This is a genomic window from Curtobacterium sp. RIT-PI-V (assembly GCF_025642935.1).
GTDB lineage: Bacteria > Actinomycetota > Actinomycetes > Actinomycetales > Microbacteriaceae > Curtobacterium.
The window spans coordinates 19,750-46,138 of sequence record NZ_JANZKM010000009.1 but is presented as its reverse complement, the minus strand read 5'-3'; the positions used below and the strand labels follow the sequence as shown (position 1 = coordinate 46,138).

The 26,389-nt window shown below is 70.7% G+C and carries 26 protein-coding genes and 1 tRNA gene; 20 read left to right on the top strand and 7 right to left on the bottom strand.

Annotated elements, in window-relative coordinates; translation table 11 throughout:
- Positions 1–3 precede the first annotated feature (3 nt).
- The 5 genes from mtrB (at position 4) to secA (ending at position 8,031) form a co-directional block, all read left to right on the top strand.
- Complete coding sequence (gene mtrB, locus OGL88_RS07800; protein ID WP_243692441.1) at positions 4–1,725, top strand: MtrAB system histidine kinase MtrB; 1,722 nt, start codon at positions 4–6, stop codon at positions 1,723–1,725.
- Positions 1,725–3,419, top strand: coding sequence for a GerMN domain-containing protein (locus OGL88_RS07795; protein WP_263090983.1), 1,695 nt, complete (start codon positions 1,725–1,727; stop codon positions 3,417–3,419). Before mtrB ends, OGL88_RS07795 begins: the two co-directional genes overlap by 1 nt.
- 100 nt (positions 3,420–3,519) lie before the next feature.
- Complete coding sequence (locus OGL88_RS07790) at positions 3,520–4,218, top strand: ComF family protein (RefSeq protein ID WP_263090982.1); 699 nt, start codon at positions 3,520–3,522, stop codon at positions 4,216–4,218.
- A gap of 160 nt (positions 4,219–4,378) precedes the next feature.
- Entirely contained in the window at positions 4,379–5,080 is a 702-nt protein-coding gene (gene hpf / locus OGL88_RS07785) for a ribosome hibernation-promoting factor, HPF/YfiA family (protein ID WP_263090980.1), read from the top strand.
- Between the two features lie 170 nt (positions 5,081–5,250).
- Complete coding sequence (secA, locus tag OGL88_RS07780) at positions 5,251–8,031, top strand: preprotein translocase subunit SecA (protein ID WP_205462665.1); 2,781 nt, start codon at positions 5,251–5,253, stop codon at positions 8,029–8,031.
- Between the two features lie 143 nt (positions 8,032–8,174).
- On the opposite strand, the gene OGL88_RS07775 is transcribed toward secA, so the two are convergent.
- On the bottom strand, positions 8,175–8,615 hold the full coding sequence (locus OGL88_RS07775; protein ID WP_263090979.1) for an Rv3235 family protein: 441 nt from the start codon (positions 8,613–8,615) through the stop codon (positions 8,175–8,177).
- A gap of 118 nt (positions 8,616–8,733) precedes the next feature.
- Here OGL88_RS07775 and OGL88_RS07770 point away from each other — a divergent pair, with 118 nt between their 5' ends.
- Positions 8,734–10,233, top strand: a complete 1,500-nt coding sequence (locus OGL88_RS07770; RefSeq protein WP_263090977.1) for a sensor histidine kinase — start codon at positions 8,734–8,736, stop codon at positions 10,231–10,233.
- Between the two features lie 374 nt (positions 10,234–10,607).
- Here the strand turns inward: OGL88_RS07770 and OGL88_RS07765 are convergent, their stop codons facing one another.
- Positions 10,608–10,856: a WhiB family transcriptional regulator gene (locus OGL88_RS07765; protein ID WP_017888820.1), complete on the bottom strand. Its 249-nt coding sequence runs from the start codon at positions 10,854–10,856 to the stop codon at positions 10,608–10,610.
- A 260-nt stretch (positions 10,857–11,116) separates the two neighbouring features.
- On the opposite strand from OGL88_RS07765, the gene OGL88_RS07760 reads away from it, so the two are divergent.
- A complete protein-coding gene (locus tag OGL88_RS07760) occupies positions 11,117–11,539 on the top strand; it encodes a hypothetical protein (RefSeq protein ID WP_131881465.1) in 423 nt (140 codons plus the stop codon).
- Between the two features lie 135 nt (positions 11,540–11,674).
- Here OGL88_RS07760 and bcp read toward each other — a convergent pair whose 3' ends face one another.
- Positions 11,675–12,145: a thioredoxin-dependent thiol peroxidase gene (gene bcp, locus OGL88_RS07755; RefSeq protein ID WP_123672221.1), complete on the bottom strand. Its 471-nt coding sequence runs from the start codon at positions 12,143–12,145 to the stop codon at positions 11,675–11,677.
- A gap of 93 nt (positions 12,146–12,238) precedes the next feature.
- On the opposite strand from bcp, the gene OGL88_RS07750 reads away from it, so the two are divergent.
- Positions 12,239–12,314, top strand: a tRNA-Lys gene (locus OGL88_RS07750).
- 103 nt (positions 12,315–12,417) lie between these two features.
- Here OGL88_RS07750 and OGL88_RS07745 read toward each other — a convergent pair.
- A complete protein-coding gene (locus tag OGL88_RS07745) occupies positions 12,418–13,068 on the bottom strand; it encodes a YigZ family protein (protein ID WP_276583032.1) in 651 nt (216 codons plus the stop codon).
- Positions 13,069–13,144: 76 nt separating this feature from the next.
- On the opposite strand from OGL88_RS07745, the gene OGL88_RS07740 reads away from it, so the two are divergent.
- The 8 genes from OGL88_RS07740 to OGL88_RS07705 all read left to right on the top strand — a co-directional run bounded on the left by OGL88_RS07740 (position 13,145) and on the right by OGL88_RS07705 (position 19,038).
- Positions 13,145–13,585, top strand: a complete 441-nt coding sequence (locus OGL88_RS07740; RefSeq protein WP_205462663.1) for a hypothetical protein — start codon at positions 13,145–13,147, stop codon at positions 13,583–13,585.
- A complete protein-coding gene (locus OGL88_RS07735) occupies positions 13,582–14,043 on the top strand; it encodes an ImmA/IrrE family metallo-endopeptidase (RefSeq protein ID WP_111085958.1) in 462 nt (153 codons plus the stop codon). Before OGL88_RS07740 ends, OGL88_RS07735 begins: the two co-directional genes overlap by 4 nt.
- On the top strand, positions 14,040–14,966 hold the full coding sequence (locus OGL88_RS07730) for a hypothetical protein (protein ID WP_263090963.1): 927 nt from the start codon (positions 14,040–14,042) through the stop codon (positions 14,964–14,966). Before OGL88_RS07735 ends, OGL88_RS07730 begins: the two co-directional genes overlap by 4 nt.
- 140 nt (positions 14,967–15,106) lie before the next feature.
- Positions 15,107–15,319, top strand: a complete 213-nt coding sequence (locus OGL88_RS07725) for an SCO4848 family membrane protein (RefSeq protein ID WP_111085956.1) — start codon at positions 15,107–15,109, stop codon at positions 15,317–15,319.
- Between the two features lie 61 nt (positions 15,320–15,380).
- A complete protein-coding gene (locus OGL88_RS07720) occupies positions 15,381–16,058 on the top strand; it encodes a response regulator transcription factor (protein WP_263090962.1) in 678 nt (225 codons plus the stop codon).
- A gap of 34 nt (positions 16,059–16,092) precedes the next feature.
- A complete protein-coding gene (locus OGL88_RS07715) occupies positions 16,093–17,409 on the top strand; it encodes a sensor histidine kinase (protein WP_205462660.1) in 1,317 nt (438 codons plus the stop codon).
- Between the two features lie 48 nt (positions 17,410–17,457).
- A complete protein-coding gene (locus tag OGL88_RS07710) occupies positions 17,458–18,102 on the top strand; it encodes a PepSY domain-containing protein (RefSeq protein WP_263090960.1) in 645 nt (214 codons plus the stop codon).
- 96 nt (positions 18,103–18,198) lie between these two features.
- Positions 18,199–19,038, top strand: a complete 840-nt coding sequence (locus tag OGL88_RS07705; RefSeq protein ID WP_263090958.1) for a VOC family protein — start codon at positions 18,199–18,201, stop codon at positions 19,036–19,038.
- A 19-nt stretch (positions 19,039–19,057) separates the two neighbouring features.
- Here OGL88_RS07705 and OGL88_RS07700 read toward each other — a convergent pair whose 3' ends face one another.
- Positions 19,058–19,375: a hypothetical protein gene (locus OGL88_RS07700; protein WP_263090956.1), complete on the bottom strand. Its 318-nt coding sequence runs from the start codon at positions 19,373–19,375 to the stop codon at positions 19,058–19,060.
- A 70-nt stretch (positions 19,376–19,445) separates the two neighbouring features.
- Positions 19,446–21,008: an amino acid permease gene (locus OGL88_RS07695; protein WP_263090955.1), complete on the bottom strand. Its 1,563-nt coding sequence runs from the start codon at positions 21,006–21,008 to the stop codon at positions 19,446–19,448.
- Between the two features lie 431 nt (positions 21,009–21,439).
- Between OGL88_RS07695 and OGL88_RS07690 the strand changes: the two genes are divergently transcribed.
- The 4 genes from OGL88_RS07690 to OGL88_RS07675 all read left to right on the top strand — a co-directional run bounded on the left by OGL88_RS07690 (position 21,440) and on the right by OGL88_RS07675 (position 25,998).
- Complete coding sequence (locus OGL88_RS07690; protein WP_263090954.1) at positions 21,440–22,759, top strand: quaternary amine ABC transporter ATP-binding protein; 1,320 nt, start codon at positions 21,440–21,442, stop codon at positions 22,757–22,759.
- Positions 22,756–23,745: an ABC transporter permease gene (locus OGL88_RS07685; RefSeq protein WP_263090953.1), complete on the top strand. Its 990-nt coding sequence runs from the start codon at positions 22,756–22,758 to the stop codon at positions 23,743–23,745. Before OGL88_RS07690 ends, OGL88_RS07685 begins: the two co-directional genes overlap by 4 nt.
- Before the next feature lie 14 nt (positions 23,746–23,759).
- Positions 23,760–24,725 carry a glycine betaine ABC transporter substrate-binding protein gene (locus tag OGL88_RS07680; RefSeq protein ID WP_263090952.1) on the top strand — a complete coding sequence of 322 codons (966 nt, stop codon included), beginning with the start codon at positions 23,760–23,762 and terminating at the stop codon, positions 24,723–24,725.
- A 109-nt stretch (positions 24,726–24,834) separates the two neighbouring features.
- Positions 24,835–25,998, top strand: coding sequence for a mechanosensitive ion channel family protein (locus OGL88_RS07675; protein WP_263090951.1), 1,164 nt, complete (start codon positions 24,835–24,837; stop codon positions 25,996–25,998).
- 157 nt (positions 25,999–26,155) lie between these two features.
- Here OGL88_RS07675 and OGL88_RS07670 read toward each other — a convergent pair whose 3' ends face one another.
- Complete coding sequence (locus tag OGL88_RS07670) at positions 26,156–26,347, bottom strand: hypothetical protein (RefSeq protein ID WP_111085947.1); 192 nt, start codon at positions 26,345–26,347, stop codon at positions 26,156–26,158.
- Positions 26,348–26,389: the final 42 nt, after the last annotated feature.

Here is a 26,389-nt window from a genome sequence, read left to right as displayed (position 1 = left end):
ACCGTGCCGCCCGCCCCGCCCGCCGGCACCGCTCCCGGCACGGCAGCCGGTGCCGCCCCCGGCACGGCCACCGTGTCGATCGGGGTGGTCGGCCGCGGCCGACGACGGATGCGCCGCTGGGTCCGTCGTGGCTGGCGGCCCGTCGCGTACGTGTGGCGTCGGTCCCTGATGTTCCGCTCGGTCGCCATCACCGTGATGACGACCGGACTGGCGGTCGGGATCATCGGTACGGCCGTCATGGTGAGCATCTCGACGAACGTCTACTCGCAGCGCCGCGACCAGATCGAGTCGGAGTCGGCCCGCGCGACCATCGTCGCGCAGGGGATCTTCGACGCCGCCACCGCTGCCGAGGACAACAACCAGTCCGAGCTCGAGACGCTGCAGAACGAGGCGCAGCAGGCGATCCTGTCGAACACGACGAGCCCCGGCGGCACGAGCATCGCGATCGAGCGGAGCCCGGACCAGTCCACCCCGCAGACGCTGCAGACCATCGCGAGCCAGGACTTCCCGGACGCCGTCATCACGGACGCCCTGCGCAAGGAGGTCGGCGCGAACACCGGCAAGCTCAGCCTGCAGCCGGTGCAGCTCGACGACGACGGCCGCCGCGTGCCCGGGCTGGCCGTCGGCTCGACGCTGCAGATCCCGAGCGCCGGCCAGTACGAGCTGTACCTGGTCTACGACCTGTCCGATGCCCAGCAGACCCTCGACTTCGTGTCGCAGACGCTCTCGATCGGCGGCGTCGCGCTCATGGTGCTCATCGCCCTGGTGACGTCACTCGTGGTCCGGTTGGTCGTCGTCCCGATCCGCGAGGCGGCGGAGACGAGCCGCAAGATCGCCGCCGGCCGCCTCGACGAACGCATCCCGGTGCGCGGCCAGGACGACCTGGCGACCCTCGCGCGGAGCTTCAACGGCATGGCCGAGGCGGTCAGCCGGCAGATCACCCAGCTCGCCGAGCTCTCGCGCGTGCAGCAGCGCTTCGTGTCCGACGTGTCCCACGAGCTGCGCACGCCGCTCACCACCATCCGGCTCGCCGGCGACATGCTCTTCGACTCGCGGCACGCGTTCGAGCCCTCGGTCGGGCGCTCGGCCGAGCTCCTGCACGCCCAGGTGGAGCGGTTCGAGCTGCTGCTCGCCGACCTGCTCGAGATCTCCCGCTACGACGCGCAGGCGGTGCAGCTCGACACCGAGCCGTCGGTGCCGGCGGCGCTCGCCGCGGACATCGTCGAGGAGTTCCGCCCCCTGGCCGAACGCGCCGGCATCGACCTGCAGCTCGCCACACCCGGTGGCCACACCACGATGCGGCTCGACGCCAAGCGCGTCCGCCGCATCCTGCGCAACCTGGTCGGCAACGCGATCGAGCACGGTGACGCCAAGCCCGTCCAGGTCGTCGTCGACAGCGACGCCCGCACGGTCGCCATCGCGGTGCGCGACCAGGGCGTCGGCATGCCGCCGGAGGACGCAGCACGGGTGTTCGACCGGTTCTGGCGTGCCGACCCGAGCCGCAAGCGCACCATCGGCGGCACCGGCCTCGGTCTCGCGATCAGCCTGGGCGACGCGAAGCTGCACGGCGGTCGGATCGACGTGTGGTCGCGTCCCGGTCAGGGGTCGACCTTCGTGCTCACCCTGCCGCGCAACGAACAGGTCACCGCCGCGACGTCGGCGATCCCACTGCCCGAGCTCGACGAGTCGTACGACGGCCCCCGCGCCGTGCGAGAGGAGTCCTGATGCGCCCCAGTCTCCGTCCCCGCTTCCGGCACGTCGTCGCCGCGGCACTGGCGGCGGTCAGTGTGCTGGCGATCACCGCCTGCGCCGCCATCCCCGTCGACGGTGCGGTCCGCACCGGGCAGACGATCAAGGACGAGTCGCTCTCCGGCGTCGACTTCCGGCCGGACAAGCCGATCACGGGCTCCGACCAGACGGCGATCCTGCGCGGGTTCATCGCGGCGGCCACCGGTGCGCAGGACAACTACGCCATCGCCCGCCAGTTCCTCGCCTCGGACTTCTCGCAGCAGTGGAACCCGCGGCAGGGCGTCACGATCCGCGACGGCAGCGGCACCGTCGAGCGCGCCGACGACCGCGAGCTGACGTACACGCTCACCGCGAGTGCGACGGTCGACTCCGAGGGGGAGTACACCCAGGCGGTCCGCCCGACCTCGTCCACGCTGACGTTTCAGTTCACCCGCGAGGACGGCGAGTGGCGCATCGCCTACGCCCCGGACGGCATCATCCTGTCCCCGGTGAGCTTCGACTCCGTCTTCCAGCAGCACGCCCTGTACTTCTACGACCCGACGTTCCGGTTCCTCGTGCCCGACGAGCGATGGTTCCTCGCCCGCTCGTCCACCAGCACCCGCATCGCCAGCGCCCTGATGGCCGGTCCCGCCGACTGGCTGAAGGGCGCCGTGGTCTCGTCGTTCCCCGAGGGCACCCAGCTCTCCCTGAACGCGGTCACCATCGACAGCGGCACGGCACTCGTCGACCTGTCCAGCGACGCCCTGCGCGCCAGTACCGTCGACCGCGTCCGGATGCGCGAGCAGCTGAGCAAGTCGCTCGCCTCGGTCGCCACCATCTCGTCGGTGTCGATGACCATCGAGGGTGCGAGCCTGTCCGTGCCCGACTCGAGCGGGGCGAACGCGCAGCAGAACCCGGACGTCGACCCCCGCCCCCTCGTCGACGAGGACGGTGTGGTCGGCTACGCGGCCTCGGGCACCGGCAAGGTCTCGAAGCTCGGCGGCGGCGTCGGTGACACCGTGGCCGGCCTCGACCCGACCTCGATCTCGCTCTCCGCCTCCGGCACCACGGCCGCCGTCGGCAACCGCGACGGTGCCGTCGTCGTCCGCGGCGACGATCACCTGCGCGTCGACGCCCGCGCGGACCTGGTCGCCCCCGCGATCGACGACCTCGGGTTCGTCTGGGTCGGCCAGTCGTCGGACACCCGCCGGATCACCGCCTACGGCCTCGGCGGCGACCCGCACCAGGTCGCGACGTCGTTGCCGCGCGGCGACCTCGTGTCGTTCCAGGTGTCCCGCGACTCGACCCGGGCACTCGCCCTGATCCAGACCGCCGACGGTCCCGGCCTGTACGTGATGGCGATCATCCGCGGGTCCGACCGGTCCCCGACGTCGTTCGGCGCAGCCGTCCGCGTGCAGGCGGCCACCGGCGACGCGGTCGGGGCGACGTGGGTGAGCGACACCGACGTGGCGTCGGTCGGGCAGACCACGGCCGGGCCGAACGTCGTCCGGACCACCATCGGCGGGCAGTCGAGCACCCTGCCGAAGCCCGACGGCCGCGCGACCTCGATCAGCGGTGGGAGCGGCGGCGCACTGCTGCTCCGGATGTCGAGCGGGTCGGTGCTGCAGTCCACCGGCGGCGGCTGGGACACCACCGGCGTGACCGCGGACGTGCTCGGCGTCCAGCGCTGACGGCGCGGTCACCCCTCCACACCCACACCGGCCGGGAGGCCCGCCCACCGTCCGCTCCGTCGGCCCACGCCCGCCGTCCGGTCGCCATCACACTCGTCGCATGCGTACCGAGGACCCGCCCACCGAGGACCCGCCCACCGCGGGCCCCCTCACGCCGTGGCGTGACGCGGCGCTCGCGGTGCTCGGTCTGGTCCTGCCGGTGGAGTGCCTGGGCTGCGGACGCCCCGACCGTGCGCTCTGCCGGACCTGCCGTGCCGCCCTGGCCGCACGCCCGCGTCGGGTCCGACTCGTCGCGGGCGTGCGGCTCGACGCCGCCTTCGAGTACGAGGGACTCGTCCGCACCCTGCTGCTCGAGCTGAAGCTCCGCGGCCGGGTGGACGTCGCTCGGCCGATCGCCGCCCGCTTCGGCTCGCTCGTGCGTGCCGCGCTCGCCGAGGCGCCCGTCGGCACCGTCGTGCTGCGGGTCCCGCCGTCGCGCGCGGGGGCACGGCGCCGGGGGTTCGACCCCGTGGTGCTGCTGCTCGCCCGCGGTGGCGTCCGCGGCACCGGGCGGCTCCGGCGGGTGCTGGTCCAGGGCGGGGCGGCGAGCGGTGGACCGGGCCAGAAGGAGCGGACGGCGATCGAGCGGGTCGCCGCGACCGTCGGCACGCTGCGGGCGTGCGGGGTCGACGGACGGGACGTGGTGCTCGTGGACGACGTCGTGACGACGGGCGTCACGATGGCCGAGGGGGTGCGGGCGGTCCGCGCCGCGGGCGGCCGGGTCGTCCGGTGCGTGGCCGTCGCGAGCGTCGAGGACTGACGGATCGATGAACACCGGGTGACCGCTGTGCGTCCGGTGGGTGTCCTGCGGACTCGCCGACGCACCGTGACGTCGGAGCTGCGGCGGGTCTAGCCTCGCGGCAAGGCGTTCGGGTTCGCCGGATGGAGGCGACGCGCCGAAGCTCGATGGGAGCCGCGACATGGACGTGACGATCACAGGCCGGAACGTCGGGGTCACCGACCGATTCCGCACCTACGTCGAACAGAAGTCCGAGAAGATCGACGTGCTCGCTGACCGTGCGCTCGCCTTCGAGGTGCGCATCAGCCGCCACCACGAGAAGTCCGGCGGCAGCCAGGGCGAGGACCGCATCGAGCTGACGCTCATCGGTCCGGGGCCCCTCGTGCGGGCGGAGTCCGCCGCGTCCGACAAGTACGCGGCCTTCGACCTCGCCTTCGCCCGCATCATGGAACGGCTGCGTCGTGCTCGTGACCGGCGCAAGGTGCACCACGGTCGTCACCGCCCGACTTCGGTGGCCGAGGCAGCCGGCAGTGGCTTCGACGGCATGGGGGTGGTCCCCGCCGACGGCCGACTCATCGAGGACGTCGCCACCGGCGCGGTCCCGGTCGTCGACGCCGACGCACCGGAGGACGAGGACGACGAGGTCTACAGCCCCGTGGTCATCCGGCACAAGGTCTTCGAGGCCGCCCCGATGACCGTCGACGACGCCCTGTACTTCATGGAACTCGTCGGCCACGACTTCTACCTGTTCGTGGACGCCGAGACCCGCCGCCCGAGCGTCGTCTACCGACGCAAGGGCTGGGACTACGGGGTGATCGGCATCGACGACCAGACCGGAGTCACGGCCGCGGCGGACGCCGAGCCGACCGCCGCGCTCGCCTGACGCGATCGCTCCGGACTACGTCCGACCCGGTGTGCGCGGTCCGTTCGCGGGCCGCGCACACCGCTGCCCCCACACCGACGGCCCTCACAGCGCTCGGCACCGGGGGGTTGCTAGCATGACTGGTCGATCGGGCGCGCAGGTCGCGCACGACGACCCCGTAAGGAGCTCACGTGGCAAACGTGCTGGAGAAGGTCCTCCGCATCGGCGAAGGACGCACCGTCCGCCGGCTGAAGGCGTACGCCTCGGCGATCAACGACCTCGAGGACGACTTCTCGAGCCTCACCGACGAGGAACTCCAGGACGAGACGAAGGAGCTGCGCGAGCGGTACGCCAACGGCGAGACCCTCGACGACCTGCTCCCCGAGGCGTTCGCCGCCGTGCGGGAGGCAGCGAAGCGCACCCTCGGCATGCGGCACTTCGACGTGCAGCTCATGGGCGGGGCGGCCCTGCACCTCGGCAACATCGCCGAGATGAAGACCGGTGAGGGCAAGACCCTCGTCGCGACCACGGCGGCCTACCTCAACGCGATCCCGTCGCGCGGCGTGCACGTCATCACGGTCAACGACTACCTGGCGTCGTACCAGTCCGAGATCATGGGTCGGGTCTTCCGCGCCCTCGGCATGACGACCGGCTGCATCATCGCGAACCAGACGCCTGCCGAGCGCCGCGAGCAGTACGCGGCGGACATCACCTACGGCACGAACAACGAGTTCGGCTTCGACTACCTGCGCGACAACATGGCGTGGCAGGCCTCCGACATGGTGCAGCGCGGCCACTTCTTCGCCGTCGTCGACGAGGTCGACTCGATCCTCATCGACGAGGCGCGCACGCCGCTCATCATCTCCGGCCCGTCCTCGGGCGAGGCCAACCGGTGGTTCACGGAGTTCGCCTCGATCGCCAAGCGCCTGACCCCGGGCGAGGACTACGAGGTCGACGAGAAGAAGCGCACCGTCGGCGTGCTCGAGCCCGGCATCGAGAAGGTCGAGGACTACCTCGGCATCGACAACCTGTACGAGTCGGCGAACACCCCGCTCATCTCGTTCCTCAACAACTCCATCAAGGCCGTCGCCCTCTTCAAGCGCGACAAGGACTACGTCGTGATGAACGGCGAGGTGCTCATCGTCGACGAGCACACCGGCCGCATCCTGATGGGCCGTCGCTACAACGAGGGCATCCACCAGGCGATCGAGGCGAAGGAGAACGTCGAGGTCAAGGCGGAGAACCAGACCCTCGCCACGGTCACGCTGCAGAACTACTTCCGGCTGTACCAGAAGCTCTCCGGCATGACCGGTACCGCTGAGACCGAAGCGGCCGAGTTCATGTCGACCTACAAGCTCGGCGTGGTCCCGATCCCGACGAACAAGCCGATGCAGCGCATCGACCAGACCGACCTGGTCTACAAGAACGAGAAGTCGAAGTTCGAGCAGGTCGCCGAGGACATCGCCGAGCGCCACGAGCAGGGTCAGCCCGTCCTCGTCGGCACCACGAGCGTCGAGAAGTCCGAGTACCTGTCGAAGCTCCTCGCCAAGAAGGGCGTGAAGCACGAGGTCCTCAACGCGAAGAACCACGCGCGTGAAGCCGCGATCGTCGCCCAGGCCGGTCGCCTCGGTGCCGTCACCGTCGCGACGAACATGGCCGGCCGAGGCACCGACATCATGCTCGGCGGCAACTCCGAGTTCCTCGCGGTGCAGGAGATGCACGCCAAGGGCCTGTCCCCGACCGAGACCCCGGACGAGTACGAAGCCGAGTGGGACGAGGTCTTCGCCCGTGTCAAGGCCGAGGTCGAGGTCGAGGGCGACAAGGTCCGCGAGGCCGGTGGGCTCTACGTCCTCGGCACCGAGCGCCACGAGTCGCGCCGCATCGACAACCAGCTGCGCGGTCGTTCCGGTCGTCAGGGTGACCCGGGCGAGAGCCGGTTCTACCTGTCGCTCACCGACGACCTGATGCGCCTGTTCAACTCCGGTGCCGCCGAGAGCCTCATGGGTCGCTCGAACGTGCCGGACGACCTGGCGATCGAGAACAAGCTCGTCGGTCGCGCGATCCGTTCCGCCCAGGCACAGGTCGAGGGCCGGAACGCCGAGATCCGCAAGAACGTCCTGAAGTACGACGACGTCCTGAACCGGCAGCGCGAGGCGATCTACAGCGACCGCCGCCACATCCTCGAGGGCGACGACCTGCACGACCGCGCGCAGTCGTTCCTCAAGGCCGTCATCGACGACGTGATCGACACTCACACCGGTGAGGGCTCGCCGGACGACTGGGACCTCGACGCCATGTGGACCGAGCTCGGCACGCTCTACCCGATCTCGATCTCCATCGACGAGGTCATCACCGAGGCCGGCTCGAAGGGCAAGGCGTCGCGTGAGTTCCTCGGCCGCGAGATCCTCTCCGACGCCAAGCTGGCGTACTCCACGCGTGAGGAGCTCCTCGGCGACGAGGCGATGCGCGAGCTCGAGCGTCGTGTCGTCCTGTCGGTGATCGACCGCCGCTGGCGCGACCACCTGTACGAGATGGACTACCTCAAGGACGGCATCGGCCTCCGCGCGATGGCGCAGCGTGACCCGCTGGTCGAGTACCAGCGCGAGGGCTACGCGCTGTTCCAGACGATGATGGGCCAGATCCGCGAAGAGTCGGTCGGCTACCTGTTCAACCTCGAGGTCCAGGTGCAGTCCGACGGCGAGAACGCCGTTATCGAGGCCAAGGGTCTCGGCGAGGACGAGGTCTCCGGCCTCGAGTACTCGGCACCGTCGATCGATGGTGAGGTCGAGGTGCGCGACGAGAAGGGCCGCCTCGAGCAGGCCGCCACGGCGCGCGCGCAGCAGGCCCAGGCCGAGGCCGAAGCTGCTGCCGAGCCCGAGCAGGGCTCCGCGTTCGGCAACGCGGCCACGGCTTCCGGCCAGGCCGCCGCGGCCGGCAACCGTGCCGAGCGTCGTCAGGCGTCGAAGAAGTAGTCCGCGTGCGCGACAGCGCATCGTGAGCAGCAATGGTCGGGTCCCGCCTCGGGACCCGACCATTGCTGCTCACCAAGCGCGCCGACCGACGGACGGGAGGCCCGTGGCCACGTCGCCACGGGCCTCCCGTCCGCGTCGGGCACCTACAGGACGCCGATCGCGGTCGCCCGCCACCTGCCGTCCCGCGTCTCCAACCGCATCGCCACGGCGCGTGCGTGAGAGCGCGTGTGCACGACGACGGTCGCCTCGGCGACGCCATCGGCGGGCCGACAGACGAGCACGCTGCCGACCTGCAGCACCGGGCGGCTCCGTGACCGTCGGCGCACCGATCGGGCGTGCGCGGCCACGGCTGCGCGTTGTTGCAGGTGTCGGTGGACGTCGTCGGTGATCCAGCGGGCGATGCTGTCGACCTCGCGGGCCCCGGTCAGGACCTCGGCGACGCACAGTCCCAGGGCGCGTGCGGTGTCCGCCGGGTCCGGTGGATCGTTCGCCGGTTCTTCGACCGGCTCTGGTTCGACGATCGTGAGCGGCGGCGAGTGCGCCGTCGTCGTCGTGTGGTCGATCCGGCGTGCCTGCTCCGCCACCCCTGCCCCTTCCGTTGCTGGAGCGAGCGTATGGGGCGTGCAACATGCGAAATACGAAGGCGCTGATGCTGTGGAGAGGACGACGTTCTCCACAAGTCGGCGCACCTAGACTGGCTGGGTGTCGACCCTCAGTGACCTCGTCCTCGCGCAAGGCCGTTCCTCCGAAGCCGACGTGGAGTGGCTCCACCTGCTCGTGGGGGACTGGCAGCTCCTCGCCGACCTGTCCTTCGCTGACATGGTCCTGTGGGTGCCCACCGCCGAGGACGGCTCGTTCGTCGCCGTGGCACACGCCCGTCCGAGCTCCGCGGCCACGCTGTTCTACCGCGACATCGTCGGGCAGGAGATCCGCGAGGAGTGGCGCGGCCAGGTGACCGAGAGCTTCGCCGGGTCCCGTGTCGTCGACTCCGCCGAGCCCGACTGGTACGAGGACACCCCCACCCGGGTCCGTGCGATCCCGGTCCTGCGGCGCCTCAGCGCCAAGACCGCGGAGACCACCGAGCGGCCGATCGCCGTCGTCACGCGGCACTCCAACCAGGACGAGATGCGGACGCCGAGCCGTCAGGAACTGAACTTCACCGCGAGTGCGAACGACCTGTTCGGCATGATCGCGACGGGCGACTTCCCGGACCTCGGCGCCCCGGCCGGTCCGCGCCGCGGCGCCCCGCGCGCCAGTGACGGCCTGTTGCGCCTCGACACCGCCGGCATCGTCACCTTCGCCAGTCCGAACGGCCTGAGCGCCTTCAACCGCATGGGCTTCGAGGGGGAGCTCGAGCGGAAGTCCCTCGCCGAGGTCACCACCGAGCTCATCGGTGCGCAGCTCGACGTCGACGAGTCACTGCCCCTGGTCGTCACCGGTCGCGCTCCGTGGCGGGCCGACATCGAGTCGAAGGGCGTGACGGTGTCGCTGCGGTCGATCCCGCTCCGCGACCACGGTGACCGCATCGGTGCGATCGTGCTCTGCCGCGACGTGTCGGAGCTCCGGCACCAGGAGCGCGAGCTCATCACCAAGGACGCGACGATCCGCGAGATCCACCACCGCGTCAAGAACAACCTGCAGACGGTGGCGTCGTTGCTGCGCATCCAGGCTCGTCGCACGCACTCCGATGAGGCACGGACCTCGCTGCAGAACGCCATGCGCCGGGTGGCAGCCATCGCGGTCGTGCACGACACGCTGTCGAGCGGCCTGAGCCAGACGGTCGACTTCGACGACGTCTTCGACTCGGTGCTCAAGCTCGTCACCGAGGTCGCCGCATCGCACAACACGACCGTGCACCCGAAGAAGACCGGCGAGTTCGGGGTGCTGCCGTCCGAGGCTGCCACGCCGCTCGCACTCGGGCTCACCGAGCTCGTCACGAACGCCGTCGAGCACGGGTTGGACGGCCGCGACGGTGAGGTCGAGATCGTCGCCCGCCGGTTCGACGACCACCTGGAGATCGAGGTCCGCGACAACGGCGTGGGTCTGCCCGAGGGGAAGGTCGGCTCGGGTCTCGGCACCCAGATCGTCCGCACGCTCATCCAGGGCGAGCTTGGCGGCACGATCGACTGGCACACCCTGACCGGCAGCGGCACCGAGGTGACGATCACCATCCCGTTCCGCTGGCTGACTGCCCCGGCCTAGCCCGCGCGCCGCGCCGTGCCGTGCCGTGCCCGCGGGAGTTGCGCGTCGGGTTCGCGCCCGCTCACGGGCATTGCGCCCCGGCTCTTCGGGGCGCAATGCCCCTGCGGGGGCGCGCATGGGCACCCCGCTTCTCCGAGGCACCCGCCTTCGCGCCCGCTCGTGAGGTTCCGAGATCTGCGCATCTCGGCGTGCGATCGCGCGAGTTGGGGAACCTCGACGGTCGGCGCGCGGCATGTTGTGGAACCCCGAGGACCAGCGCACGGCGTGCCGCCCCGCCCCGCCCCGCGCAGCGGCTGCCGCCCACGCGCACGACGACGCCCGCCGCCCCCGGAGGGACGACGGGCGTCGGTGTGTCCTGCGGGGACCGGCCCGGGTCAGGAAGCGCGGCGGGCGCGGGCGGCGCGACGCTTCAGCGCACGACGCTCGTCCTCGCTGAGGCCACCCCAGACACCGGAGTCCTGGTTGTTCTCGAGTGCGTACTGCAGGCACATCTCGGTGACCGTGCAGCGCGCACAGACCGACTTGGCCTTCTCGATCTGATCGACGGCGGGCCCGGTGTTCCCGACGGGGAAGAAGAGCTCGGGGTCCGCGGTGAGGCAAGCTGCCTTGTCACGCCAGTCCATGTGTGGTGCTCCTTGATGTCGATGCTCGAACGGCAGGCCGGGGCCGGGGTTCGGGGGATCGGAACGCTGACCATGCATGAGGCATGAGGGGACAACTGTGGGGAGGAGTCCGCTGGAAGCGAGTCTGACGCCCGCGTGACGCTCGGGGGAGGAGCGACGAACCACGGGAGACGCACACCACATCGTGCCGTCCAAACGACCTCGAATATCGTTCCATACTGGTAGGGGCAAATCAAGGGTTCCGATGCTGGAGGATCACTGTGCACGATGACGACCCGACCGCGGTCGACCGTCCTGAGCGACGCTCACGCGCGCTGATCGGCCTGCTGGTGGTGGTCGGCCTCGAGTTCGCGGCGCTCGTCGTGGTCACGGTCGTCCTGGTCGTCGAGCTGATCGTCGCGCCGGCGTCGAGCCTGGCCTCCGGGATCGCGCTGACGATCCTGTCGGCCGTCGCGGCGCTCTGGCTCGGTGCGCTCCTGAACGGCCTGTGGAAGCGGCGCGCCTGGGTGCGCTCGGGGATCATCGTCTGGCAGGTCCTGCAGGGGGCGATCGCGATCGGCGCGTTCCAGGGTGTCTTCCGTGAGCCGGCGGTGGGCTGGGTCCTGCTGATCCCCGCACTGCTCGGCATCACGTTCGTGCTGTCGCGGTCGGTGACGGCCGCCCTCGCGCGTCCGGCCGAGTAGACGCGACCGAAAGACGGACGGGAGGCCCGTGGCGACGCCGCCACCCCTCCCTCGCAGGCTCGGTCGGCGCGCCCCGCGTGACGCTGGCGCGTCACGGCAGAGCGGGGCGCGCCCGTCCGCCTTGTGGGCCGGTCCTCAGACCAGGCCGAGCTTCTTCCGCAGGCTCGCCACGTGTCCGGTCGCCTTGACGTTGTAGAGCGGCAGCTGCACGCTGCCGTCCTCGTCGACCACGATGGTGGAGCGGATCGTGCCGGTCACGATCTTGCCGTAGTTGTTCTTCTCACCCCACGCGGCGTAGGCCTTGTGCACCGCCAGGTCGGGGTCGCTCAGCAGCGGGAACGTGAGTGCCTGCTCGTGCTGGAAGGTCTTGAGTTTCGCCTGTTCGTCCTTCGAGACGCCGAGCACCTCGTAGCCGGCTGCCTGCAGCGACGACATGTTGTCGCGGAAGTCGCAGGCCTCGGTGGTGCAGCCGGGGGTGGACGCGGCCGGGTAGAAGTACACGATGACCTTCTTGCCCCGCAGTGCGGCGAGCGAGTGTTCGACGCCGTCCTGGTCCGGCAGCGTGAAGTCGGGGGCGGTGTCGCCGGCGGCGAGACGGTCGGTCATGGTGCTCCTGTTCGCTCCGTGCCCACGAGTGGTCGTGAGCGCGCAGAACCCATGCTATTGTTGATTCCCGTTGCGGCACGGAAGCCGGAACATGCACCTCTAGCTCAATTGGCAGAGCAACTGACTCTTAATCAGTGGGTTCTCGGTTCAAGTCCGAGGGGGTGCACCACAACCACGAAGGCCCCGACTCATCGAGTCGGGGCCTTCGTGCGTTCCGGGGGTGTGCACGAGTTCCCAGCGAGACACGCCCGAGGTGCTTCCGGCGGTCGAATTCAGTCGGCGGCGACGTCGACGATCCGTTCCACGCCGACCACGAGGTCGACGGCGCCGGCGGAGGCCGCTGCGAGGTCGGCGGTCAGGGTCGCGAGCGCATCGGCCGGCACCCAGACCTCGAACGTCGCCGCGCGTCCGTACGTCGTCGCACCGAGGGTCGCGTGGTGGTGCCGGACCCAGTCGCGCAGGACGTTGTCGAGCCGGCCGGCCTCGGCGTGCGGGGCGTCGAAGCGGACCTGCGTGAGTGCTTCGCGCCGGACGAGCGCGGCGGTGTCGAGGGCTTCGGAGACCGAGGTCGAGTAGGCGCGGACGAGTCCGCCGGCGCCGAGCTTCACGCCGCCGAAGTAGCGCGTCACGACGGCGACCACGTCGGTGAGGTCGCGGCGTCGGAGCACCTCGAGCATCGGCACGCCCGCCGTGCCCGATGGTTCGCCGTCGTCCGACGACCGGGCCTGGTCGCCGAGCGTGCCGGTGACCATCGCGGTGCAGTTGTGCCGGGCGTCCCAGTGGCGGCGCTTCACCTCGGCGACGACCCGCTCGGCGTCCGCGACGTCCGACACGGGCGCGACCGTGGTGATGAACCGCGACTTCGTGATGACGATCTCGTGCTGGACCGGGTCGGCGATCGTGGCGGGGAAGCTGCGGGCCATGCCCACGAGGCTAACGGCGTGCACCGTGTCCGCCGCGCTACGATGTCGTGCACGCACGGCTGGGGAGGAGTCCGACATGGAGACCGGTGATCCGAGGGGCGGAGTCCTGGACGCCGCCGAACTCGCACGGCGCATCAACCTGCTCCTCGACTTCGAGGAGTCCCAGCGTGGTGCCCCGGTGCCGTTCGCCTCGATCGAGGAGTACGTCGCCGCCCGCGGCGGTTCGCTCTCGCGGGCGAAGTGGACCTACATGCTCTCGGGCGACGGCCGACGCAACCGCGACACCGAGCTCCTGCGGCTCCTCGCCGGGTACTTCGAGGTCGACGAGCGCTTCCTGCTCGAGGACAGCGACGTCCCCGAGCGCATCGGCGCCCAGCTCGCCCTCGTCCGCTCCCTGCGCTCCGCCCGCGTGAGCGGGTTCGCTGCACGCACGTTCCCCGGCGAGCTCTCACCCGAGGCGCTGCGGCGCATCGCCGAGGTGCTCGAGGAGGAATCACAGCGCGGGAGCGTGGCGTGACCGACCCGCTGCTCGAGTCCTTCTGGGCACGCGGTGCGGTCGAGGGGTGGTCCGACGTCGATCAGGCCGTCGCCGCCGCGGCGGTCGTCGTGGACAAGCCCATCGTCGTCCGCGAAGAGGCGTTCCTGGCGACGGAGCCCGTGTGCGGCTTCGTCGCGACGCTCGAGCACGCCCACCTGATCATGATCTCGCCGACCGCGTCGCCGACCTTCCGGGCGTTCGTCATCGGCCACGAGCTCGGACACGTCCTGCACCGGCACCAGGAGCATGCGCCGCAGTCGGCCTACATCCGCGACGTCATCCCGGACCTGCCCGAGTACAAGGTCGAGCGGGCGCTGGCGCGGGGGATGTTCTCGAACGCGTACGAGCACGAGGCCGAGGTCTTCGCCGACGCGCTCGCGACGCTCATCCGGCGGCACCGCGGCCGCCCGAGCGCCTTCCGCGGGGTCTTCGGATGATCGTCGCCGTCGTCCAGGCGGTGCTGCTCATCGCCGGGACGATCGCGCTCTTCGTCCTGCAACACGGGCAGGACCGGACCCTGGCGGTGACCTTCCTGCTCTTCGCCGGCACCATCGTCACGAACGTCGATCCGCTGTACCGGTGGCTCGACCCGTTGCTCGGCGGCTCCAACGTGGTCACCGTGGTCAGCGACTGCCTGATGGTCGCCGGCACGAGCACGCTGCTCTGGGGTGTTGCGAAGGCGGTCGGCGCTGCGCGGCCGTGGCTCCGAAACACGATCGTGGTGTCGTGCGCCGCGGTGGTGGTCGTGGTGGTGGTCGCCTTCGCGGTGCTGGACAAGCCCGCGACCACGACGACGTTCATGCTCGATGCCGGATCGCACCCGGCCGCGACCGTCTACTCGATCGCACAGACCGTGTACCTCGGGGTGGCGCTCGGCGCGACGGGCCTCATCTGCGTCCTCCGCCTGCGCGAGGCCCGGACGACGACGGACCTGGTCGGGCTGTGGGTGCTGGTGCTCGGCGGCGTGCTGGGGGTCGTCCGGATGGTCGTCGTCGTGGTCATGGACCTGGCGCACGTCCTGGGAGACCTCGACCGGATGCGCGCCCTCGCGCTGCCGTACGACGTCACGACGCCCGGCGCCGTGATCTGCGTCTCGACGGGGATGCTGCTGCTCGTCGTCGGACACCGGGTCTCGCGACGTCGGCGCACGCGGCGGGTCGACGCGGCGCTGCGACGTCTCGCGCCGCTGCACGCGCGGATCGGTGCCGACAACGCCTACCCGTCGACCGATGACCCCGCCACGCGGTTGAGCCGCGCGATCGTCGAGGTCAACGACGGGCTCCGGCGGACGCGCACGCCGTTGACCGATGCCGAGCGAGCCGTCCTCGCCGAGGCCGAATCAGCGCTCGACTCCGCGTAGCCCGAACGGGTGGCTCGACGGTCTCCCGACGCCCGTGTAGGGTTTGTAGCAAGTGCTACAGATCCTGTGGCTCGTCGGTGGGACTCGGCCGCGTTGGGGGCGGCCGAGCACCACCGACACGCGTTGTCTAGACTCGGACGGTGCTCGTCTTCGCCGCAGTCGTCCTGTTCATCGGTGCCGTCTTCAACGTCGTCACCTGGCCGCGCTTCTTCCAGCGCGTCGCGAAGGACACCCGCGCGCGGGACGCCGCGGGCAAGCCGACGACGTTCTACACGGTGCACCTCGTGCTGCTGCTCATCGCGCTCGCCATCGCCGTGGCCGCGGTCGTCGCCGGGATCCTGCTGCTGGTCTGAGCCGTTCGCCGTCGGGCGTCGCTTCAGCGCTGCTTCAGGGCGGCACGGCAGGATCGTCGCCATGCGTGTCCTGGTGGTCGATGACGAGGTGCGGCTCGCCGACGGCGTCCGTCGCGGCCTCGAGGCCGAGGGGTGGGCGGTCGACGTCGCCCACGACGGCGTCGACGGTCTGTGGCACGCCCGCGAGTTCGGCTACGACGCGATCGTCCTCGACCTGATGATGCCGGGGATGAGCGGATGGGCGGTCTGCGCCCAGCTCCGTGCCGACCAGGACTGGACGCCGGTGCTCATGCTCACCGCCAAGGACGGCGAGTGGGACCAGGTCGAGGCCCTCGACGCCGGCGCCGACGACTACGTCACGAAGCCCTTCTCGCACCCGGTCCTCGTCGCCCGGCTGCGCGCGCTCGTCCGCCGGGGTGCGCGGGAGCGTCCGGTGGTACTGACCCTCGGCGACCTGGTCGTCGACCCGGCTGCACGGACGGTGACGCGTGCGGGGACCCCCGTCGACCTGACGAGCCGGGAGTTCGCGGTGCTCGAGTACCTCGCGAGGCGTTCGGGGCAGGTGTGCTCGAAGCGCGAGGTGATCGAGAACGTCTGGGACGTCGACTTCGAGGGCGACCCGAACATCGTCGAGGTGTACGTCGGGCACCTCCGGCGCAAGCTCGACCGGCCGTTCGGACGGACGTCGCTCGAGACCGTCCGCGGAGCGGGCTACCGGCTGGCGGCCGACGGTGGCTGACCGGGGGGCGCGGCGCACGCGCCGCTTCCGGTCCGTGCGCGCGCGGACCACGCTCGGCGCCGGCCTGGTCGTGCTCGCTGCCCTGGTCGTCGGTGCCGTGGGGTTCGTCGTGGTGCTCCGCCTGGTGCTGCTCGACGGGGTGCGGACGTCCGCCGAGGCCGGACTCGAACAGGTGTCGTCGCGGGTCGAGTCCGACGGTGCCGGTGCGGTGACCGACTACGAGGACGTCCTCGTGCAGGTGGTCGGTGACGGTGGCTCGGTCCTCGCACACGGTGAGGACGCCGACGCGCCGGCCCTGCCGACCGCCGACGAGTCCCGGTGGTCGCACGACGGCGAACGCTGGCTGCTCGTCGCCGACGACGTCGACCTGCCCGGTGGGGGTGAGGCGACCCTGGTGTACGGCGTCTCCCTCGAGCAGACCGACACCGCGATCCGGACCGCCGTGGTGCTCCTCGCCGTCGGGGTGCCGGTGCTCGTCCTCGTGCTCGGGATCGTGACCTGGTCCGTGACCGGGCGGTCGTTGCGGCCGGTGGAACGGATGCGCACCGAGGTCGAGACGATCCGTGCCGCGCAGCCCGATGCCCGCGTGGTCGTGCCGGACACCGGCGACGAGATCGCCCGGCTCGCGACCACCATGAACGCCATGCTCGATCGGCTCGACCGATCCGCGGCGGGTCAGCGGCAGTTCGTGTCCGACGCCTCGCACGAGCTGCGGTCGCCGATCGCGTCCCTCCGGCAGCACGCCGAAGTCGCCGTCGCGTACCCGGACCGGACCGACGTCGCCGAGTTCTCCGACGTCGTGCGATCCGAGGCCGTGCGCCTGCAGGACCTCGTCACCGGGCTGCTCGAGCTGTCACGGCTCGACGAGGGCGGCACGGGTGTCCGTCGTCCCGTGGACCTCGACGACCTCGTACTCGACGCCGTCGCGCGGGCGCGGGCGCGGGTGCCGGGTGGCGCGACCGGCGACCGTGCGATCCGGGTCGACGGTTCCGGGATCTCCGCCGCACGCGTGCTCGGCGACGAACGGCTGCTCACCGGCGTTGTCCGGAACCTCGTCGACAACGCCGTCCGGCACGCCACGTCGCGCGTCGCGGTGGCCCTCGTCGAGCAGGACGGCGCCGCGGTGCTGACCGTCGACGACGACGGCTCCGGGATCCCGGCGGCCGAGCGTGACCGGGTGTTCGAGCGGTTCGTCCGGCTCGACGAGGCCCGCAGCCGCGACGCCGGTGGTGCTGGCCTCGGTCTGGCGATCGTGCGGGACGCCGTCCGGGCGCACGGCGGCGAGGCGACGGTGGCGGACTCACCGCTCGGCGGGGCGCGGTTCGTCGTGCGCATCGCACTCGGCGGCTGAACAGGCGGCTTCAGGTCTGCTTCAGCACCCCGCCGACATGCTCGTCCCATGACCTTCCGCACCCAGCTCCAGAAGCCCTCAGCCCGCCGCATCGCCGCCCTCGCTGCCCTGCCGGTCGTGGCCGCGCTCGCCCTCACCGGCTGCTCCACCAACGGCTCGTCCGACTCGGCGGCATCGTCCTCGAACGGGTCGGCCGCGACGGACGCCACCACCGGCACGTCGGGTGGCGCGTCCGCGACCGCCGCCTCGGCCACGTCGAACGACGCGCTGCTGGCCGCCGTCGCGACCGCACGGGGGAGCGTCGGCTCCGGCACCGTCATCTCGGTCGAGCAGGAGCAGCGCGGCAGCGCGTACGAGGTCCTCGTCGTGACGAAGGACGGCACCGAGCACGAGCTGCACACCGATGCCGCCGGCACCGGGGTGACCGGTACCCCGCAGACCGAGACCGCCGACGCCGACGACCGTGCCGAGCACGACCGGTTCGTCGCAGCGGCCGACCTCGACGTCAGCAAGGCCGTCAGCGCCTTCGAGGACCTGCACGCCGGTTCGATCACCGAGCTCGGTCTCGACGACCACCTCGGCAAGGTGGTCTGGGAGGGCGACGTCGTCGACGGATCCGGCACCAAGCACAGCGTCCGGATCGACGCCGGCTCGGGCGACGTCGTCACCGACCAGGTCGACACCGACGACTGACCCGGCGACCGGGCCGGCGACCGGCCCGGCCGACGTCGGCGGTCAGCGGTAGACCTGGGGCATCCGACCTGGGCGTCGGCGACCTCGGGAGACACCATGACGGACCGGACCCCTCGCACCTACCCGCAGGGCGTGCCGAGCTGGATCGACGGACGACACCCGGACCCGGACGCCGCCCAGGCGTTCTACGGCGTTCTGTTCGGCTGGGACTTCGAGGAGCGCCTGCCGCCCGGTGCCCCCGGCTCGTACCGGATCGTGAGCATCGACGGACGAGAGGTCGGTGCGATCGCCTCGGGTGACGAGCCGGCGTCGTGGACGACGTACATCGCCGTGGACGACGCCGACGCGGTGGCGGCTCGGGTCGTCGAGCTCGGTGGCACCGCCGCTCCAGCGGAGGACGCCGGGCCGGGTGGGTCCGCGGGCCGCAGCGTCGACTGCGTCGATCCGCGCGGTGCGGCGTTCGGACTCTGGCAGGCGCGCGACCGGCTCGGGTCGCAGCACGTCAACGCCCCCGGCGGCTGGGTCTTCAGCGACCTCCGCTCGACCGAGCCGGAGCAGGCGATCTCGTTCTACGAGCAGCTGTTCGGCTGGCGTGTCTCCGGCATCGAGGAGGGCCCGAGCGCCATGGTCCGGCTGCCCGGCTACGGGGACCACCTCGCGGCCACCTCCGACCCCGACATCCGCGAACGGCAGGTCGGGGCACCGGAGGGCTTCGCGGACGTCATCGGCGCCCTCGCCCGACTCGACGACGGGCCGGACGACTGGCACGTGTCATTCAGCGTGGCGGATCGTGACGACGCCGCCGCACGGGCCGAGGAGCTCGGCGGTGCCGTGCTCGGCACCTGGCAGGGCCCGTGGACGCGTGCGGCCGAGCTGCGGGACCCGCAGGGCGCCACGTTCCGCGTCACGCAGTTCGCCCCGGAGGGCGACGCCTGAGCGCAGCGCCTGCGGACCGTCAGCCGGTGGTGAGCGGTGGTCCGAGAACCTTCTGGATCGCCAGCGCGGCGAGCTGCTCGTCCGAGGTGTCGAGCAGCACGCGGAAGGTCTCCTGCTCCGTGACGAACTCGACGCAGACAGCGTCCTCGTCGCACGGTCCGAGGCCCCAACCCGAGACCGCGTCCATCGGCACGGAGACCCGCGCCTCGCGCTCGTAGTCGGTCTCGGCCTCGAGGTGGTCGGGGAACACCCGCAGGCGTCCGTACGCGCCTCGCCAGCTCAGCTGGAGATCCAGGGTGGGTGGAACAGACGCAGGGGAGACAGAGCGGTCCGGCACCCGCCGATCGTACCGACGGGTGCCGGACCCACTGCACTCGGCGCGCGACGTGCTGCGCTCCGGGGACAGATCAGACGGTGTCGTCGGACCCCTTGTGCTCGTTGCCAGCCTCGCCGTCGCGACGGACCTGGTTCGCCGGGTCACGGACGCCGATCGGGTACGGGCCGGTGACGCCCTGTCGGAGCGACGCGATGCGCAGGATGCGGTCGCGCTGCAGGAACCAGCCGACGACGAGCAGCGGGATCACGATGACGAGGGACGCGATCGTGTAGGTGCCGACGGGGTAGTCGATCGCCATCAGCACGATGACCGACGCCAGGAACGCCAGGGTGAGCCACGCGGTCACCGGGGCCCCCGGCAGCTTGAAGGACGGCTCCTTCGCCAGTCCCTGCTTCGCCCACGATCGGAGCCGCATCTGGCAGAGGATGATCGTGCCCCACGCCGTGATGATGCCGAGGCTCGCGATGTTCAGCGCGATCTCGAACGCCTGGCTCGGCACGAAGTAGTTCAGGACCACGCCGGCGACGGTGAAGCCGGCGGTGAGCAGGATGCCGGCGTACGGCACACCGCCCTTCGACATCTTGGTGGTCCACTTCGGTGCCGAACCGTTCATGCCCATCGAGTGCAGGGCGCGACCGGTCGAGTACAGACCGGCGTTGAGCGACGACAGCGCGGCCGTGAGCACGACGAAGTTCATGATGCCGCCCACGATCGACCCGACCTGCGGGTTGCCGAGCGACGAGAAGAACGTCACGAACGGGCTCTCACCCTCCTTGTACGCCGTGTACGGCAGGAGCAGGGAGAGCAGGATGATCGACCCGACGTAGAAGACGGCGATGCGGAACACGACCGAGTTGATCGCGCGGGGGATGACCTTCTCGGTGTTCTGCGTCTCACCGGACGCGGTGCCGACGAGCTCGATCGCCGCGTAGGCGAAGACGACACCCTGGATCACGATGACCGCGGGGAGCAGCCCGTTCGGGAAGAGCCCGCCGTTGTCGCCCCAGATCGAGAAGCCCGTGCGGACGGCTTCGCCGCCGGCCTCGACCGGGAACGCGAAGACGAGCCAGATGATCGCGACGACGAGGAACGCGACGAGAGCGGCGACCTTGATGAGCGCGAACCAGAACTCGAGTTCGCCGAACACCTTGACCGCGACCATGTTGGCGGCGAGCACGACGATCAGGGCGATCAACGCGAGGAGCCATTGCGGTGCGGCGGTGAACGCGGACCAGTACTGCAGGTAGATCGCGACGGCGGTGGTGTCGACGATCGAGGTCATCGCCCAGTTCAGGAAGTACATCCAGCCGGCGGCGTAGGCGAACTTCTCGCCGTAGAACTCACGCGCGTAGGAGATGAACGACCCCGACGACGGACGGTGCAGCACGAGCTCGCCGAGGGCGCGCAGGATGAAGAACGCGAAGATGCCGCAGATCAGGTAGGTCAGCGCGAGCGCGGGGCCCGCGGTGTGGAGTCGTCCACCCGCACCGAGGAAGAGTCCGGTGCCGATGGCCCCACCGATCGCGATCATCTGCAGCTGCCGGGGCTTCAGACCGTGCTGGTAGCCCTCTTGCTCGTGCGAGAAGTCGTTCGCCGGAGCACGGTTCACGCCCGTGTCGTTCTGCGCTGTCATGCGCGCCAACCTACATGCGCACGGAACCGGGGCGGCACACAAACCTCCGAACGAGCTGATCTGGAACAGGACGGTCACGATCGCGATCCCCATGTACGTGGGCGACACGCCGACGACGGGGTACAGCGGTGCCGGGATTCCGGCGGACGTCGATTGTGATCGGGGGACAGGAGACCGTTAGGTTTGAACGTCCCCACAGGCCCGACGGCCGGGGGCACGACGACCAGAACGCGTCCGCGGCCAGCAGCGCCGCAGCCGTACGGTCGGCCGGACCGGGACCGCCCCGAGCGTGGTCCCCGCGTGCGTGATCGCTCGCCCTGCGCCGTTGCGCGGGCTCGACGTGGCCGCGCGCACCGTCCCGGACGACCCGTTCGCAACCACACCGTCGCCGCACGTGCGCTCCGTCCGCCGTGGCGACGCGAGGAGCCCAGTTGTCCATCGCACCACCCCAGAGCCGGCACACCCCGTCGCCGGACCCCACCACGTCGCCGGCGGTCAGCGTCCGCGACGTCTACAAGGTGTTCGGCCGCCGACCCGCCGAGGCCGTCCGCCGTCTCGCCGCCGGTGCCACCCGCGACGAGGTCCGCGAGCAGGGTTCCGCCGCGGTCATCGACGCGTCCTTCGACGTGCGACCCGGCGAGATCTTCGTCGTCATGGGGCTGTCCGGCTCCGGCAAGTCGACCCTCATCCGGATGCTCAACGGCCTGCTCGAGCCCACCGCCGGCAGCGTCGAGATCGGCGGACGCACGGTCACCGGCGCGACGCCGAAGGGGATCCGCGACATCCGCCGGTCCAGTGTGTCGATGGTGTTCCAGCACTTCGCCCTGCTGCCGCACCGCACCGTGCTCGAGAACGTCGCGTACGGCCTCGAGGTGAACAGTGTCGACAAGACGACGCGGCTCGCGAAGGCCCGCGAGGTCATCGACCTGGTCGGCCTGGACGTCTGGGCGGACGCGAAGCCCGACGAGCTGTCGGGTGGCATGCAGCAGCGCGTCGGCATCGCCCGTGCGCTCGCCGCCGAGACCGACGTCCTGCTCATGGACGAGGCGTTCAGCGCGCTCGACCCGCTCATCCGCCGTGAGATGCAGGAGCAGCTCGTCGACCTGCAGCAGCGGCTCGGCAAGACGATCGTCTTCATCACGCACGACCTCAACGAGGCGATGTTCCTCGGCGACCGGATCGCCGTGATGCGCGACGGCCGGATCGTGCAGATCGGGTCGCCGGAGGACATCCTCACCGACCCGGCGAACGACTACGTCGCCCAGTTCGTGCAGGACGTCGACCGCGCCCGCGTGCTCACCGCCGCGAGCGTCATGGAGCCGGCCCGCGCCACCGTCCCGCTGACGGTGGGTCCTCGTGGTGCACTGCGCACCATGCGCGACCTGCAGACCGCCGCGCTCTTCGTCACCGGTCGTGGCCGGAAGCTCGAGGGCTGGGTCCGCGACCGGCACGTGATGCGCCAGGTGAAGGCCGGCGACACGAACCTCGACGCGATCGTGAACACCGAGTACGCGCGGGTCGCCCCCGACACGGCGCTGACCGACCTGTTCGAGCTCGCCGTCGAGTCGCCCCTGCCGATCGCCGTCGTCGACGACGAGCAGCGCCTGCTCGGCGTCGTCCCCCGCGTCACCCTGCTGGCCGCGCTCGGCAACGTGCCGACCGCGACGATGCCGATCCCGGTGCTCGAACCGGTCACCCGCATCTCCGACTCCGACATGGACTCGACCCTCGCCGAAGGAGACCACGCATGATCACCCCCGGTACCAACTCCTTCGGTGACTTCCACCTGCCCCTCGGCACCTGGGTCGCCGCGGTCGTCGACTGGATCACGACCTACCTGTCCGGCTTCTTCGACGTCGTCCGCTACGTGTTCACGTGGATGGACGCGTGGATGGAGTACTTCCTGTCCACCCCGCCGTTCTGGGTCGTCGTCGCGGTCCTCGTCGTGCTCGCGTTCCTGGCGAAGGGCTGGAAGCTCGCGCTCGGCGCTGCGATCGGTCTGCTGTTCATCGTCAGCGTCGGGCAGTGGACGAACGCGATGAACACCCTCGCGCTCGTCGTGGTCGCCGCCGGCCTGGCCGTGGTCCTCAGCATCCCGCTCGGGGTGTGGGCTGCCCGGTCCGACGCCGCGAGCCGGATCATCCGCCCGGTCCTGGACTTCATGCAGACGACCCCGGCGTTCGTCTACCTGATCCCGGCGCTGCTGCTGTTCCGCGTCGGCGTCGTCCCCGGCATCGTCGCGACGATCGTCTTCGCGATGGCCCCCGGCGTCCGGCTCACCGAGCTCGGCATCCGCGGGGTCCCGAGTGAGGTCGTCGAGGCCGGTGCAGCGTTCGGCTCCAGCCCGTGGCGCATCCTCCGCCAGATCCAGCTGCCGTTGGCGAAGGCCAGCATCATGGCCGGCGTCAACCAGGTCATCATGCTGTCGCTGTCGATGGTCGTCATCGCCGGCATGGTCGGCGCCGGCGGCCTCGGCGAGCAGATCGTCGCCTCGCTGAACCGCATCGACGTCGGGCTCGGCGCCGAAGCCGGCCTGTCGGTCGTGGTCCTGGCGATCCTGCTGGACCGCCTGACCGCAGCGCTCGGCGGCGACGCGAGTGGTGCCTCCCGGCCGTGGAAGCGCGGGCGGAAGCCCACCGTGACCGCGACGCCGAACGCGGCGACCGCCCAGACCGCCGCCACCACCGAGGCAGCCCCGGCCGACCGCCGGCGCGAGCCGCAGACGACCAGCGCGTGAGGAAGGACCAGACCATGAAGCGCAACCACACCCCACGCAACCACACCCCACGCACCAGCACCCCACGCACCCGCACCCGCCGCACCCTCGCAGCGGCCGTGCTCGCCGTCGCCACCGCCGTCGGCCTGTCCGCCTGCATGCCGCCCGGCTACTACGGGGCCTCCGGCACCGTCGACAACGGTGACCAGAAGTCGATGCACGTCGTCGTCTTCAACGGCTGGGACGAGGACACCGCCGCCAGCTACCTCTGGAAGCACGTCCTCGAGCAGAAGGGCTACGACGTCCAGCTCACCAACTCCGACGTCGCACCCGCGTACACGGGCCTCGCGTCCGGTGACTACGACGTGGTGTTCGACACCTGGCTGCCGAACACGCACAAGGAGTACATGGACACCTACGGCAAGGACCTGACGGACCTCGGCGCCTGGAACGAGCAGGCGTCGTTGGAACTGGCGGTGCCGGAGTACTCGGACGTCGACTCGATCGACGAGCTGAAGGCGCACGCGTCCGAGTTCGGCAACAAGATCATCGGCATCGAGCCCGCTGCCGGTGAGACGAAGGTCGTGTCCGACCAGGTCATCCCGCAGTACGGCCTGGACGGCATGGACTTCATCACGAGTTCGACGCCGGCGATGCTCGCCGACCTCAAGGCCTCGATCGCGAAGAAGGAGGACGTCGTCGTGACGCTGTGGCGTCCGCACTGGGCGTACGACGCCTTCCCGATCAAGGACCTGAAGGACCCGAAGGGTGCGCTCGGCAAGAACGAGGAGATCCACACGATCGCCAAGAAGGACTTCGAGCAGGACTTCCCGCAGGCGTCGAAGTGGATGGAGGACTTCTCGATGGACTCCGACACCCTCTACTCGCTGGAGAACGCGCTCGTGAACAGCGGCGCGAAGGCCAGCGAGTACCCCGCGATCACCGAGAAGTGGGCTTCCGAGCACCAGGACTTCGTCGATTCGCTCACGTCCGGCAAGTAGTCAGCAGGTCGGACAGGAGGCCCGGTGCGCGTCGTGCGCACCGGGCCTCCGTCGCGTCCGGGGCCGGTTTTCTGAACGACGACTGTCGTTTCGTTGCTTGCATGGAGGGATGGACATCCTCCTCCGACTCCTGGTCGCGATCGGGTTCGCCCTGCTCATCACCGCCGTCGCCGCGGTCGTCCTGCACCTGGTGCTGCGGACGGTCGCGCGACGGGAGCGGTGGGCCGGCGTGCTCTCGCGCCGGGCGAAGCACCCGTTCCGCACCACCCTGCTCGTGGTCCTGCTCTGGATCGCGTTCACCTCGAGCGTCCCGCGCGACGCCGACGCGTACCCGTGGCGCGACGAGGTCGTGCACGGGTTCCTCATCGTCACGATCGCGGTGGGCTGCTGGCTGGCGTGCCAGATCGCGATCTTCCTCGAGGACCTCGGCCTCCACCGGTTCCGCATCGACGTCCCTGACAACCGGCAGGCCCGCCGCATCCGCACGCAGGTCCTCATCATCCGGCGGCTCACCGTCGCCGTGCTCGTCATCATCGCCGTCGGCGCGATCCTGCTCACCTTCGACGGGGTCGAGGCCGCGGGCGCGAGCGTGCTCGCGAGCGCCGGACTCATCTCGGTCGTCGCGGGTCTGGCGGCGCAGTCGACGCTCGGCAACGTCTTCGCGGGCATGCAGCTCGCGTTCTCCGGGTCGATCCGCGTCGACGACGTCGTCGTGGTCGAGCAGCAGTGGGGGCGGATCGAGGAGATCACCCTGACCTACGTGGTCGTGCACCTGTGGGACGACCGGCGCTTCGTGCTGCCGTCGACGTACTTCACGAGCACCCCGTTCGAGAACTGGACGCGCACGAACAGCGAACTGCTCGGCGCCGTCGAGATGGACCTGGACTGGCGGGTCCGTCCGGGGGAGATGCGCGAGGAGCTCGACCGGATCCTCGACCGCACCGAGTTGTGGGACCGCCGCGTCAAGGTGCTGCAGGTCACCGACGCCGTGCAGGGGTACGTGCGGGTGCGGGTCCTCGCGACGTCACACGACGCGCCGTCGCTGTTCGACCTGCGCTGCTACATCCGCGAAGAACTCGTCGAGTGGATCCAGCGCACCCACCCCGACGCGCTGCCGGTCCAGCGCGTGCTCATGGTCGACGAGACGGCACCGCGGCGGCGCACGGCGTCGACCGCCGCCGACTCGGCGCTGTTCGCGCCGGGGCAGGAGGACCGCGCGGCGCTCTTCACCGGCCCGATCCAGACGTCCGACATCCCGCCGTCGGAGCGCTGACGGTCGGGTCCTCCGCTGCGGAACCAGGTTCTGGACACAGCACCGCGGAATCGCGTGGTTCCGTGTCCGGAACCCGGTGCCGTGGACGGGGCTGACGACGGACGGGAGGCCCGTGGCGGATCCGCCACGGGCCTCCCGTCCGTCTCGCGGCCTGGACCTACGGCTGGCGCGCCTTGACGGCGCGGTCGTCCTCGACCACCGTGCCGATCGCCACGATCGTGGTCGCGATCCACGCGACCCACGTCAGGGCGAGCCGCCAGTCGCGGGGTCCCTGGCGGGTGGTCTGGAGCACGCTGTAGCCGCTGATGAGCGAACTCCACACCGCACCGTTGAACATGAACTTGCGCACAGAGGCCTCCTGTCGTCGTGCTGCCAACGCTACCGGTCAGTA